This window comes from Mycobacterium celatum (assembly GCF_002101595.1).
Lineage (GTDB): Bacteria > Actinomycetota > Actinomycetes > Mycobacteriales > Mycobacteriaceae > Mycobacterium > Mycobacterium celatum.
The window spans coordinates 88,655-101,542 of record NZ_LQOM01000022.1 but is presented as its reverse complement, the minus strand read 5'-3'; the positions used below and the strand labels follow the sequence as shown (position 1 = coordinate 101,542).

Genomic DNA, 12,888 nt, shown 5'->3' with positions numbered 1-12,888 from the left:
CTGGTATGCGGTGTGGCGAACCGGGATACGGCCGCGATTCTCCTTAGGATCGCTCCGGTGACCGACCGCTACGGAACCGACGTTTTGGCCAACGACCCGCACCGATCACGACGGCCGCGCTCCACGGAACTGCCGGTGGAGCTCGGCATGGTCGTCGAAGACGCGCAGAGCGGCTACGTCGGCGCCGTGGTGCGAATCGAGTACGGCCGCATGGAACTCGAAGACCGGCACGGTCGCACGAAACCTTTCCCGATCGGGCCGGGTTACCTCATCGACGGTCGGCCCGTGATATTGACCGCGCCGCGCCGCCCGCTACCCAAGACGCCCGCTCGCACCGCGTCGGGCTCGGTGGCGGTCGCGGGGGAACGCGCCCGGGTGGCGCTGGCCAGCCGGATCTATGTCGAGGGCCGCCACGACGCCGAGCTCGTCGAGCAGGTGTGGGGCGACGATCTGCGGCTCGAGGGCGTGGTGGTCGAGCACCTCGGCGGCGTCGACGACCTGGTCGGTGTGGTCGAGCGGTTCCGGCCGGGCCCGGGCCGGCGGCTCGGCGTGCTGGTCGACCATCTGGTGCCGGGGTCGAAGGAGGCGCGACTGGCCGAGGCGGTGCGCCAGGGCCCGGGCGGCGCGCACACACTCGTCGTCGGTCACCCGTTCGTCGACATCTGGCAGGCGGTCAAACCGAATCGCCTTGGGCTGCAAGCCTGGCCGGTGATTCCGTGCGGAGTGGACTGGAAGCGCGGCGTGTGCGAAGCGCTGGGCTGGCAGCCCGATACCGGGGCGGCGTGGCGGCGCATCCGCGACCGCGTCCGGGACTGGAACGACCTCGACCCGGCCCTGATCGGCCGGGTCGAGGAGTTGATCGACTTCGTGACGGGTTAGCTCGTCGGCGCCACCTGCCCGCCGGAGAGGCGGCGGTACGTGTAGGTCTGGATGAGCAGCGCCACCGGCGCAGCGACGATGACCCCGATGCCGCACAACAGCGCGCCGACCAGCACAACCAGGAACTGCACCAGCCACGACAGCAGCGCGCCACCGATATTCGACCTGACGGTGGTGAAGCTGGCCTTCAGCGCTTCAAACGCAGGCAGTCCGCGGTCGGTCGCGAACGCGACCGTGAAAAGGGCGAAGAAGCTGAAGATGAGGCCCGGGATTATGAACAGCAGATACCCGATTGCGGTGAGCACGCCGACGAGCAGTGCCGCCAGGATCACGCCGCCGAAGTGGCGGGGTTTGAAGAACGAGCCAATGGTCACCGGCCTGCCGTCGGCGATATCCAGCGTTCCGGACAACGTGGCCGCCTGCACGAACGTGCCGTAGACGAAGCTCACGACCTCTAACACGATCGTGCCGGTGGTTCCGAGACTGGCGGCGAACATTCCGTTGCCGCTCGCGGAGGTGTCGCCCAGCAGAGCAAATACCAGCAAGTGCAACAGCACACCGATCACGGCATAGACCAGGAACGAAACGATCAGCGGCAGTGCGTTTTTGCCGAACTTGTTCCACGCCCAGGAGAACGCATCACCGACCCTGAACTCACTCGACGGATAGCCGTGCGGCGGGTAACCCGGGGGCGGATAGCCCTGCTGGTAGCCGGGAGGCGGCCCGGGCGGCGCCCCATATCCGGGGGGCGGGCCGTAACCAGGCGGCGGTGGCGGCGGTGCACCGTAGCCGGGCGGCGGCCCCGGCGGCGGGCCGTACCCCGGAGGCGGTCCGGGCGGCGGACCGTAACCCGGCGGGGGGCCGGGAGGTGGGCCGTAGCCGGGCGGCGGTGGCGGTGGCTGGAAACCGGGTGGCGGAAAGCCGGGGCCACCGGGCTGCGGGTCGGTGGGGCTCCCGGACTGCTCCGGTGGTTGGCTCATGTCCCGCTCCTACTTCGTCGGCGTGAAGTATGCGCTCGCAGAACTTAGCAAGTATTCGGCGGCGCCGCCGGAAACGCGCCGTCAGTCCGCCCGCCCTCGCAGGCCGAGGATGCGTAGCAGTTCCGGCCGGCGCAGCATCAATCCGATCCAGAGCAGCACGCCGACGTAAACCGCCGACAATACGAAGGTGGCGACGGGCTTTTCGGCGCGCATGTTGGCCGTCACCGCGCCGCCGAGATAGGCGGTGATGCCGATCGCGCCGAGCACCGCCGTACGCGGAATGAGAAAGACCACAAGGCAGGCCAGCAGCACCCAACCGATCACCGGGGTCTGCTCGACCGGAAACCCGAGCTCCGCGGTCCCCTTGCGGCTGGCTTCGACGCCGACGATTTTCGTGATGCAGTCGAACGCCAGGAATGCCGCGAGCAGCGCGCTGATCACGATTCCGACGGTGCGGCCGCGGGACCCGCGTATCGGGGTGGGTTCGGACACGGTTGTTCCTCTCTTCAGGGGGCTGTCGATGTGCAGACCACGTCGGCCCGCAGTTCTCATCAGCGCCGCCGTGGTATGCCTGAAACCGTGTCCGACGGTCTGTTCGACGTCCCCGACGCGGGCGGGCTCGCCGAGCGCCCGCAGGGCGGGTCGGCCGCTGCGCCGCTGGCGGTGCGGATGCGCCCGGCCACGCTCGACGAGGTGGTCGGGCAGGACCACCTGCTGCAACCGGGCTCGCCGCTGCGCCGTCTGGTCGAGGGCTCGGGGGTGGCGTCGGTCATCCTCTACGGCCCGCCGGGCAGCGGGAAAACCACGCTGGCGGCGCTGATCTCACAGGCCACCGGCCGGCGGTTCGAGGCGCTGTCGGCGCTGTCGGCCGGCGTCAAGGAGGTCCGGGCCGTTATCGACCTGGCGCGCCGGGCCGCCGCGCACGGCGAGCAGACCGTGCTGTTCATCGACGAGGTGCACCGCTTTTCCAAGACCCAGCAGGACGCGCTGCTGTCCGCGGTGGAGAACCGGGTGGTGTTGCTGGTCGCGGCCACCACGGAGAACCCGTCGTTCTCCGTGGTGGCGCCACTGCTGTCGCGCTCGCTGATCCTGCAGTTGCATCCGTTGAGCGGCGACGACGTGCGCGCGGTGGTGCAGCGCGCGATCGATGACCCGCGCGGCTTGGCCGGACGCGTTCAGGTCGACCCCGACGCCGTCGACCTGCTGGTGCGGCTGGCCGCCGGCGACGCCCGCCGCGCGCTGACCGCGCTGGAGGTGGCCGCCGAAGCCAGCGACCGGGTAACCGTCGAATCCATCGAACAATCGCTGGACAAGGCGGCGGTCCGCTACGACCGCGACGGCGACCAGCACTTCGACGTGATCAGCGCATTCATCAAGTCGGTGCGCGGCTCCGACGTCGACGCCGCGCTGCATTATCTGGCCCGAATGCTGGTCGCCGGCGAGGATCCGCGTTTCGTCGCCCGTCGGCTGATGATCCTGGCCAGCGAGGACATCGGCATGGCCGATCCGACTGCGCTGCAGACCGCGGTGGCCGCCGCGCAGACCGTGCAGCTGATCGGCATGCCCGAGGCCCAGCTGACGCTCGCGCACGCCACCGTGCATCTGGCCACCGCGCCCAAGTCGAACGCGGTGACCACTGCGCTGGGCGCGGCGATGGCCGACATCAAGGCGGGCAAGGCCGGGCTGGTGCCCGCGCATCTGCGCGACGGCCACTACTCGGGTGCCGCCGCGCTGGGTAACGCACAGGGCTATCGGTATTCCCACGACGACCCGGATGGCATTGTGGCACAACAATATCCGCCCGACGAGCTGGTCGGCGTGGACTACTATCACCCGACCGGCCGCGGCGCCGAACGCGAAATCGCCGGCAGGCTGGAGAAGCTGCGGGCGATCATCCGCGGCAAGCGCCGCTAGCGGTCTTGCAGCGCGTCTGCCAGTGAGCGGCCGGCGTCGAGCACGTGGCGCTCGGCAATGTCGCGGGCGCGTTCGGCGTCGCGCGCGGCGAGCGCGTCGACCAGCGCCTGGTGGTCCTCCAGCGCGTGGTGCTCGTGCTCGGGGAATGCCGCCAGAAAATTCGACGGCACCACCCGCACGGCCTGCCGGATTTGTGCCATCAGCCGCTGCGAGTGGGCGGCGCGGTGGACCTCCCGGTGGAAGCGCCAATTCGCGTCGACGATGCGGCCTTCGCCGGAGTGGGCTTCCACGTCGGTGGCCAAAGCGCGCAACCGCTCAATGCCCTCCGGGGTGACCCGCTGCGCGGCCCATGCCGCGGCTTGCCCGGTCAGGACGCCGAGAATGGTGAAGCTGTCGAGCACGTCGTCGGGGCTGACGCCGATCACCGTGATGCCGCTGCGCGGGGCCACCCGCACCAGCCCGTCGTAGGACAGCTCCAGCAACGCCTCGCGGACCGGTGTGCGGCTGGTGGCGAACTCGGTGGTGATGGCGTCCAGGTCGAGGCGGGTGCCCGCGGGCAGCGCGCCGGTGAGGATGCGGTCGCGCAGTTCGCGGGCGGCGCGCTCGCGGACGGTGCCGGCGATGTCGGGGCTGGGCATGACGCCGACTGTAAAGCACGCCAGCATCTAACACTTGAAATCTGATATATCAGATGTTAGACATCAAGCCATGACCACACGACAGATGGCGCTCGTCGCCTTCATGCAAGCGGGCAACACCTCGGTCTATGCGGGCTCGTGGCGTCACCCGGCCACCGAGCACGGCTACCTGGACGCTTCCTACTACGCCAAAATCGGCCGGCAACTCGAAGAGGGTTGCTTCGACCTGATGTTCTTCGACGACCGGCTGGCGATGCCGGGCATTTACGGCGGCTCGGTCGCCGACGCCGTGCGCTACGGCGCGCGGCCGGTGAAGCTGGACCTGTCCATCGTCCTGGGCGTGCTGGCGCAGGCGACGTCGCGCATCGGGCTGGGCGCGACCTGCTCGACCACCTACTACCCGCCGTTTCACGTGGCGCGCACGTTCGCCACCCTCGACCACCTGTCGGGGGGTCGCGCGGCGTGGAACGTGGTCACCTCGGTCAACGACAGCGAGGCCCAAAACTTCGGCGTGGACGCACATTTGGGCCATGACGCCCGCTACGACCGCGCCGACGAATTCCTCGACGCCGTCGTCGGCCTCTGGGACACCTGGGAGGACGGCGCCGTGCTGCACGACCGGGCGGGCGGTCGCTATGCCGACCCGGCCAAGGTGCACGAGCTTGGCCACGTCGGCGAATACTTCTCGGTGCGCGGTCCGTTGACCGTGCCGCGCGGTCCGCAGGGCCGGCCGGTGATCATCCAGGCGGGCTCGTCCGGGCGCGGCCGCGAATTCGCTTCGCGCTGGGCGGATTTGATCTTCACCGGCGACCCAGGCATCGAGGTGGCGCGCAGCCACTACGCCGACCAGAAGGAGCGGATTGCCGCTGCCGGCCGCGACCCCCGCACCGTTAAGCTCTGCCCGATGGCTTACGCCGTGGTGGGCGAGTCGGAGGACCACGCCAAGCACCGCGAGCAGGTCTTCCTCAACGACCTGGTGCACCCGATGGCGTCGCTCACCCTGCTCTCCGAGCTGATGAACTACGACTTCTCCCAACACAATCTGGACGACCCGATCACCGACGAGCTCCTTGCCTCGGTGTCCGGTATCCGCGGCCTGGTGCAGAACCTGCGCACCCATATCGGCGGCGACACCGTCACACTGCGCGACCTGGCCGGCCACCGCGCCACCCTGCTGCAAGGTCCGCGCTTCGTCGGCACCGGAGTGGAGGTCGCCGACCAGATGGAGGAGTGGTTCCACGGCGGCGCCTGCGACGGATTCGTCCTGGCCGCAACGCATTTGCCCGGCGCATTCGAAGACGTGGTGCGAATGGTGGTCCCGGAACTGCAGCGGCGCGGCCTGTTTCGCACCTCCTACGACGGCGCGACGCTGCGCGATCACCTTGGCCTGCCGCGGCCGGCGTGCGTCGGCGCATGATGCTCGACGGCATCCGGGTTCTCGACATGGCCACGCTGGCGGCGGCGCCGCTGGCCGCCACCTACCTCGGCGAGTTCGGCGCCGACGTCATCAAAGTCGAGCAACCCCGAACCGGCGACCCGATCCGTGGCTGGGGGCACCAGCGCGACGGCGTCGGGCTGATGTGGAAGTCGGTGTCGCGCAACAAGCGTTCGGTCACCCTCGACCTGCGCGTCACCGAAGGTCAGGCGCTGCTGCGCCGGCTGGCCGGGCACGCCGACGTGGTGATCGCCAACACCCGGCCGTCGACGCTGCGGTCCTGGGGGCTGGACTACGACGCGCTGCGCGCGGTCAACGACCGCATCGTCATGCTGCACATCACCGGTTATGGCCTGTCCGGGCCGAAAAGCGACCGGCCCGGTTTCGGCACGCTCGGCGAGGCGATGAGCGGCTTCGCGCACATCACCGGCCAGCCCGACGGGCCGCCCACCCTGCCGCCGTTCATGCTGGCCGACGGGGTGGCGTCGCTGAACGCCGCCTACGCGGTGATGCTGGCGCTGTATCACCGCGACGTGCACGGCGCGCCCGGGCAATTGATCGACGTCAACCTGATCGACCCGCTGGCGCGGCTGCTGGAGCAGACGCTGCTCGGCTACGACCAGCTCGGCCTGGTGCCGACCCGGGCCGGCAATCGCTGGGACATCTCCGCGCCGCGCAACACCTACCGCACCGCCGACGGCCGCTGGCTGGCGATGTCGGGCAGCTCACCGGCGTTGGCGCTGCGGGTGTTTCGGGCGATCGGACGCGCCGACCTGGTCGAGGACGCCGACTTCGCGGACCCGCAGCGACGGCTGGCCAGAGCCCGCGAAGTCGACCAGGTGGTCGCCGACTGGGTGGCCGGCAAGACGCTTGCCGAGGCGATGGCCATCCTCGACGCCGAAAACGTCGCCGCCGCACCGGTTTACGACATCACCGACCTGGTTGCCGACGAGCAGCTGGCGCACCGCGAAGTCTTCGTCAAGGTCGGCGACGACGAGCTCGGCGCCATGACAGTGCAAGCACCCGTGCCGCGGTTCTCGGACACTCCGGGGCGTGTCGCGCACCTCGGCCCACGGCTCGGCGAACACAACGCCGAGGTGTACGGCGAGCTGCTCGGCCTGACCCCCAACGAAATCGACGACCTGCACGCCCGCAGTGTGCTGTAAACCAAGGAGACCGCCGATGTTGTTACGCCGCTCCGAGCTGGCCGTGCCCGCCAGCAACGACCACATGTTCGCCCACGCCGCCGCCTCGGGAGCCGACCTGGTCTTCCTCGACCTCGAAGACGCCGTCGCACCCGCACACAAGCAGACCGCGCGCGCCAAAGCCATTGCGGCACTGCGAGAACTCGACTGGGGGCGAACCGTGCGGGCGATCCGGATCAACGGCCTGGACACCCGCTGGTGCCACGACGACATCATCGACGTGGTCACCGAGGCCCGCGAAAACCTCGACACGATCATCGTCCCCAAGGTGCGCACCGCCCGCGACGTCTGGTGGGTCGACGTGCTGCTGACCCAGCTGGAAGCGAAGCTCGAGCGGTCCCGCCCGATTCGGCTTGAGGTGCTGATCGAGGAGGTCCAGGGGCTGGCCAACGCCGAGGAGATCGCGGCGGCCAGCACCCGGCTGGACGCGCTGATCTTCGGCGTCGGCGACTACTCGCTGTCGCAGGGTGCGCGGGTGGACACCAACTTCGTCCCGCTCGGCGACTACCCCGGCGACTTCTGGCACTACGCCCGCACCAAGGTGCTCGTCGCCGCGCGGATCGCCGGCATCGACGCGATCGACGCACCCTACCCGGACTACCGCGACCTCGACGGCTACGAGCGCGACGCCCGCCGCGCCGGACTGCTCGGATACACCGGCAAATGGGCGATTCACCCCAGTCAGGTGCCGGTCGCGAACCGGGTGTATTCGCCCACCGCCGAGGAGATCGCCCGGGCCGAACGCAACGTCGCCGCCTACCGCGACGGCGAGCGGCAAGGGCTTGGTGCGGTGGGGCTGAACGGTGTCCTGGTCGACGCCGCCCATGTCAAGATGGCGCAGGCGACGCTGGAGCGCGCCGCGCTGATCGACGGCGACAGGGGAAGCGGATGAAGACCTTCACCGACGACGAGATGAACGCCATGCTCCCGGCCGCCAAGACTTACAGCGTCGTCATCCTCAAGCGGGGACCCAACTTCGGCGGCGACGACACTCCGGCGATCATCTGGGAGCACGGCCGGCGCAACTTCGCGCTTCGCCACGAAGGCGTGCTGCCGGTGGTGTTGCCGGTCACTGACGGCTCGCAGGTGTGCGGTGTCGGCGTGTTCACCGGGACCGTCGAGGAGACCACCGCAGTGATGGACGACGATCCGGGCGTGCAGGCCGGGGTGTTCACCTTCGAGGTGCACCCCTGCCGGGGATTTCCGGGCGACTCGTTGCCGTAGCCACGCCGATTTCGACGTTTTGCAGACAAAGCGTGAGAGGCGGCCTGCAAAACGTCGATCTCGGGGCAACAAATCGTCAGACCAGCTCGGGCACCCGCAGCTGAGCGATCGCCAGCTCGAACTCGCCCACGTCGATCTGGTCGGCACCCAGGTCCCGAAGTAAGCCGGTGCGCAGTGAGCGGGCCCGGTCGTCATTGCGCCGCATCGCCTCCATGCTGTCGAACGTCGACGAGGACACCGCACGGCAGGTCGTGCGGTCCAGCATCAGGCTGGCGCTGCAGAAACCGTCGAATTCCTCGATCGCCGGCAGCACCGACTCCCGGTAGAACCCGATCGCGTTGTCGAACTGCTCGGGCCGGATCTTGAGCCAGGTGGCCCGCACACAGGCGCCAGGCCCGGAGCGGTGGTCGCGGTGTAGCACCGCGATCTCCCAACGGTCGACGATGGGGGTGCCGCCGCCGAACACTTCCGCGGCCCGCTGCTGAAGCGGCCGGACCTGCTCGCCGCTGGCGTGCATTGTTTTCTCCGAATCCCAGGAGCTGGTGGCGATGCATCTGCCGGACTCACGGTCGACGAGCAGCGACAGTCCCACGCACCCGTCCAACTCCTGCAGGGCGGGCATGACCACGTCGCGAACATGCGCAATGCCGGCGTCGATGCACGACCGTTGCGCCTGGATTGTGGTAGAGCGCGCGTACACGATTCAACCCCTCCTTGCTCGGGGGCAGCGCCCCGGTGGCGCCACCGGTCCTATGAACACCATCCTCCAACCAGGTAAGCGTCGCAATGCTTTTGCCACGGATTGCCCGCCCGGCTTCGCCGTGCTTGCGATCGCCGGGGGTCGGTGACGGCGACCCGCTGCGCCCGGCTTCGCCGTGCTTGCGATCGCCGTACCCTGGGTGACGTGGATACCGATGTGCTGGATGTGGACACCACGCGTCGCCGGATCGTCGACCTGACCGACGAGGTGCGCGCTTTCTGCTCGTCGCGAGCCGCGGGCCCGCGCGCCGACGGCCTGTGCAATGTGTTCGTCCCGCACGCGACTGCCGGGGTGGCCATCATCGAGACCGGCGCCGGTTCCGACGACGACCTCGTCGACACGCTGGAGCGGCTGTTACCGCGTGACGACCGTTACCGGCACGCACACGGCTCGCCCGGTCACGGCGCCGACCATGTGCTGCCGGCCATCGTGTCGCCGTCGGTGACGGTCCCGGTGGCCGGCGGCGAACTGCTGCTGGGCACCTGGCAGAGCGTGGTGCTCGTCGACCTCAATCGGGACAATCCGCGACGGTCGGTGCGGCTGAGCTTCGTCGAGGGCTGATCCTGCAGACCGGTAAGGTAGTGCGATCAAATTGGCGAGAAGGACAGCGACGACAACGTGCAGACACACGAGATCAGGAAGCGGTTCCTCGATCATTTCGTGAAAGCGGGTCACACCGAGGTGCCGAGTGCCTCGGTGATCCTCGACGACCCCAACCTGCTGTTCGTCAATGCCGGCATGGTGCAGTTCGTGCCGTTTTTCCTCGGCCAGCGCACCCCGCCGTACCCGACCGCCACCAGCATCCAGAAATGCATCCGCACTCCCGATATCGACGAGGTCGGGATCACCACCCGGCACAACACGTTCTTCCAAATGGCCGGCAATTTCTCGTTCGGCGACTACTTCAAACGCGGCGCTATCGAGCTGGCCTGGAAGTTGCTGACCAACTCGCTCGATGACGGCGGCTACGGGTTCGATCCCGAAAAGCTTTGGGCCACCGTTTATTTGGACGACGACGAAGCCGCCGGGCTGTGGCAGGAGGTGGCCGGGCTGCCGGCGGAGCGGATCCAGCGCCGCGGGATGGCCGACAACTACTGGTCGATGGGCATCCCCGGACCGTGTGGGCCGTCGTCGGAGATCTATTACGACCGCGGCCCGGAATACGGCCCGGAGGGTGGCCCGCTGGCCAGCGAGGAGCGCTACATCGAGATCTGGAATCTCGTGTTCATGGAGAACGAGCGCGGCGAGGGCACCACCAAAGACGACTATCCGATTCTGGGGCCGTTGCCGCGCAAGAACATTGACACCGGGATGGGTGTCGAGCGGGTCGCGGTGCTGTTGCAGGGCGTGCACAACGTCTACGAGACCGACCTGCTGCGCCCGGTGATCGACACGGTGGCCCGCAGAGCGCCGCGCGGCTACGACGTCGGCAACCACGACGACGACGTGCGCTACCGGATCATCGCCGACCACAGCCGCACCGCGGCGATCCTGATCGGTGACGGCGTGAGCCCCGGCAACGACGGGCGTGGCTATGTGCTGCGCCGGCTGCTGCGCCGGGTGATCCGCTCGGCCAAACTCCTGGACATCGACGGCCCGATCGTCGGTGAGTTGATGGCATGCGTGCGCGACGCGATGGGCCCGTCGTATCCCGAACTGGTGACCGACTTCGAGCGGATCAACCGGATCGCCGTCGCCGAGGAGACCGCGTTCAACCGCACGCTGGCGTCGGGCTCGAAGCTGTTCGAGGAGGTGGCCGGCGCCACTAAGGCGTCCGGCGCCGCAGTGCTGTCCGGCTCGGACGCCTTCACGCTGCACGACACCTACGGGTTCCCGATCGAGCTGACCCTCGAGATGGCCGCCGAAGCGGGTCTGAAGGTCGACGAGGCCGGCTTCCGCGAGTTGATGGCCGAGCAGCGCCGTCGCGCCAAAGCCGACGCCGCCGCGCGAAAGCACGCGCACGCCGACCTGTCCGCCTACCGCGAGCTGGTCGACGCCGGGCCTACCGAGTTCACCGGTTTCGACGAATTATCCTCGGAGGCAAGGATTTTGGGCATCTTCGTCGACGGCAGGCGGGTGCCGGTGGTGGCGCACGACGACGCTGTCGCAGCCGATCGCGTCGAACTGGTGCTGGACCGCACGCCGCTGTACGCCGAATCCGGTGGGCAGGTCGCCGACGTGGGGACAATCAGCGGGACCGGCGCCGGGGAGAGCGCCCGGGCGGCTGTCACCGACGTGCAGAAGATCGCCAAAACCCTGTGGGTGCATCGGGTCAACGTGGAATCCGGCGAATTCGTCGAGGGCGACACCGTCGTCGCAGCCGTGGATCCCGGCTGGCGCAAGGGCGCCACCCAAGGCCACTCAGGCACCCATATGGTGCACGCCGCACTGCGACAAGTACTGGGCCCCAATGCTGTTCAGGCCGGCTCGCTGAACCGGCCGGGGTATCTGCGTTTCGACTTCAACTGGCAGGGGCCGCTGACCGAGGAGCAGCGCACCCAGATCGAAGAAGTGACCAACCAGGCCGTGCAGGCCGACTTCGAGGTGCACACCTTCACCGAGCAGCTCGAGAAGGCCAAGGCGATGGGCGCGTTGGCGCTGTTCGGGGAGAGCTACCCCGACGAGGTTCGCGTCGTCGAAATCGGCGGGCCGTTCTCGCTGGAGCTCTGCGGCGGCACCCACGTGCACAACTCGGCGCAGATCGGCCCGGTCACCATCCTGGGCGAATCGTCGGTCGGTTCAGGGGTGCGCCGGGTGGAGGCCTACGTCGGGCTGGAGTCGTTCAAGCACCTGGCCAAGGAGCGCGCGCTGATGGCGGGGCTGGCGTCGTCGCTGAAGGTGCCGTCGGACGAGGTGCCCGCGCGGGTGGCCACTCTGGTCGAGCGGCTGAAGGCGGCCGAGAAAGAACTCGAGCGCGTCCGGCTGGCCAACGCCCGCGCCGCCGCGACCAACGCGGCGGCAGGTGCGCAGCGTATCGGTAACGTGCGTGTGGTGGCGCAGCGGATGTCGGCGGGGATGACCGCCGGTGACCTGCGCTCGCTGGTCGGCGACGTCCGCGGAAAGCTCGGCAGCGACCCCGCGGTGGTCGCGTTGATCGCTGAGGGGGAGGGCGGCACCGTGCCGTATGCGGTCGCCGCCAATCCCGCGGCCCAGGAGCTGGGCCTTCGGGCTAATGACCTGGTCAAGCAGCTGGCCGGGGCGGTAGACGGGCGCGGCGGCGGCAAGCCCGACCTCGCGCAGGGCTCAGGGAGGGACCCGTCGGGCATCGACGCGGCGCTCGACGCGGTACGGGCAGAGATAGCGCGGGTCAGCTGAGTGGAATCTTCGCAACACCGCCGGCCGGACCGGCCCGGCGGAGACGATCCCGGACGCGGACGGCGGCTGGGCGTCGACGTCGGCAGCGTGCGCATCGGCGTGGCCGCCAGCGACCCCAACGGCATCCTGGCCACCCCACTCGAGACCGTTCGTCGGGAACGGTCCGGCCGGCATGTGCGCCGGCTGGCCGAGCTGGTCGCCGAGCTGGACGCCGTCGAGGTGATCGTGGGGCTGCCCCGCACGCTGGCCGACCGCACCGGTCCGTCGGCCCGTGACGCGATTGACCTGGCCGATGTGCTGGCCCGGCGGGTCGCGCCGATCCCGGTGCGGCTGGCCGACGAGCGGCTGACCACCGTGAGCGCGCAGCGGTCGCTGCGCGAAGCGGGGGTGCGGGCCAAGGGCCAACGCGGGATGATCGATCAGGCCGCCGCGGTGGCCATCCTGCAAAGCTGGCTCGACCAACGTCGCGCCGTCCTGCCGGGGGAGGTTTCCGGTGCGTGAGCGAGCCCAGCCCGCGTCGGTCGGCGCGGCCCGTCGC

13 protein-coding genes are annotated in these 12,888 nt (G+C 69.2%); 9 read left to right on the top strand and 4 right to left on the bottom strand.

Annotated features, from left to right (window positions below; all coding sequences use genetic code 11):
• Nucleotides 1-57: 57 nt before the first annotated feature.
• Nucleotides 58-879: a DUF3097 domain-containing protein gene (locus AWB95_RS07460; RefSeq protein ID WP_085167906.1), complete on the top strand. Its 822-nt coding sequence runs from the start codon at nucleotides 58-60 to the stop codon at nucleotides 877-879.
• Here the strand turns inward: AWB95_RS07460 and AWB95_RS23235 are convergent.
• Both AWB95_RS23235 and AWB95_RS07450 read right to left on the bottom strand, forming a co-directional pair.
• On the bottom strand, nucleotides 876-1,859 hold the full coding sequence (locus tag AWB95_RS23235) for a hypothetical protein (protein ID WP_085167904.1): 984 nt from the start codon (nucleotides 1,857-1,859) through the stop codon (nucleotides 876-878). The two genes, AWB95_RS07460 and AWB95_RS23235, sit on opposite strands and share 4 nt — an antisense overlap.
• Before the next feature lie 81 nt (nucleotides 1,860-1,940).
• Nucleotides 1,941-2,411, bottom strand: coding sequence for a DoxX family protein (locus AWB95_RS07450; protein WP_084707454.1), 471 nt, complete (start codon nucleotides 2,409-2,411; stop codon nucleotides 1,941-1,943).
• A 15-nt stretch (nucleotides 2,412-2,426) separates the two neighbouring features.
• On the opposite strand from AWB95_RS07450, the gene AWB95_RS07445 reads away from it, so the two are divergent.
• Complete coding sequence (locus tag AWB95_RS07445) at nucleotides 2,427-3,773, top strand: replication-associated recombination protein A (RefSeq protein WP_099539732.1); 1,347 nt, start codon at nucleotides 2,427-2,429, stop codon at nucleotides 3,771-3,773.
• On the opposite strand, the gene AWB95_RS07440 is transcribed toward AWB95_RS07445, so the two are convergent.
• The gene (locus AWB95_RS07440) at nucleotides 3,770-4,411 is read right to left on the bottom strand and encodes a GntR family transcriptional regulator (protein WP_062539003.1); all 642 of its coding nucleotides are present in this window, start codon (nucleotides 4,409-4,411) and stop codon (nucleotides 3,770-3,772) included. The genes AWB95_RS07445 and AWB95_RS07440 overlap by 4 nt on opposite strands.
• Before the next feature lie 70 nt (nucleotides 4,412-4,481).
• Here AWB95_RS07440 and AWB95_RS07435 point away from each other — a divergent pair, with 70 nt between their 5' ends.
• From AWB95_RS07435 to AWB95_RS07420, 4 genes are read left to right on the top strand one after another with little or no spacing between them, the layout of a single operon-like run.
• Entirely contained in the window at nucleotides 4,482-5,828 is a 1,347-nt protein-coding gene (locus AWB95_RS07435) for an LLM class flavin-dependent oxidoreductase (RefSeq protein WP_085167900.1), read from the top strand.
• Nucleotides 5,828-7,012: a CaiB/BaiF CoA transferase family protein gene (locus tag AWB95_RS07430; protein WP_062539004.1), complete on the top strand. Its 1,185-nt coding sequence runs from the start codon at nucleotides 5,828-5,830 to the stop codon at nucleotides 7,010-7,012. The genes AWB95_RS07435 and AWB95_RS07430 overlap by 1 nt, the downstream gene beginning before the upstream one ends.
• A 16-nt stretch (nucleotides 7,013-7,028) precedes the next feature.
• Entirely contained in the window at nucleotides 7,029-7,943 is a 915-nt protein-coding gene (locus AWB95_RS07425; protein WP_062538997.1) for an HpcH/HpaI aldolase/citrate lyase family protein, read from the top strand.
• Nucleotides 7,940-8,275 carry a hypothetical protein gene (locus tag AWB95_RS07420; protein ID WP_062538998.1) on the top strand — a complete coding sequence of 112 codons (336 nt, stop codon included), beginning with the start codon at nucleotides 7,940-7,942 and terminating at the stop codon, nucleotides 8,273-8,275. The genes AWB95_RS07425 and AWB95_RS07420 overlap by 4 nt, the downstream gene beginning before the upstream one ends.
• 76 nt (nucleotides 8,276-8,351) lie before the next feature.
• Here AWB95_RS07420 and AWB95_RS07415 read toward each other — a convergent pair whose 3' ends face one another.
• Nucleotides 8,352-8,975 (bottom strand): hypothetical protein, encoded by a 624-nt coding sequence (locus tag AWB95_RS07415; protein WP_062538999.1) that lies wholly within the window; start codon nucleotides 8,973-8,975, stop codon nucleotides 8,352-8,354.
• Nucleotides 8,976-9,191: 216 nt separating this feature from the next.
• Between AWB95_RS07415 and AWB95_RS07410 the strand changes: the two genes are divergently transcribed.
• Genes AWB95_RS07410 through ruvX form a run of 3 tightly spaced genes read left to right on the top strand, consistent with a single transcriptional unit; the run spans nucleotide 9,192 to nucleotide 12,851 of the window.
• Nucleotides 9,192-9,596, top strand: a complete 405-nt coding sequence (locus AWB95_RS07410) for a secondary thiamine-phosphate synthase enzyme YjbQ (RefSeq protein WP_169714647.1) — start codon at nucleotides 9,192-9,194, stop codon at nucleotides 9,594-9,596.
• 57 nt (nucleotides 9,597-9,653) lie between these two features.
• Complete coding sequence (gene alaS / locus AWB95_RS07405) at nucleotides 9,654-12,350, top strand: alanine--tRNA ligase (RefSeq protein ID WP_062539001.1); 2,697 nt, start codon at nucleotides 9,654-9,656, stop codon at nucleotides 12,348-12,350.
• Nucleotides 12,351-12,851 carry a Holliday junction resolvase RuvX gene (gene ruvX / locus AWB95_RS07400; protein ID WP_085167898.1) on the top strand — a complete coding sequence of 167 codons (501 nt, stop codon included), beginning with the start codon at nucleotides 12,351-12,353 and terminating at the stop codon, nucleotides 12,849-12,851.
• Nucleotides 12,852-12,888: the final 37 nt, after the last annotated feature.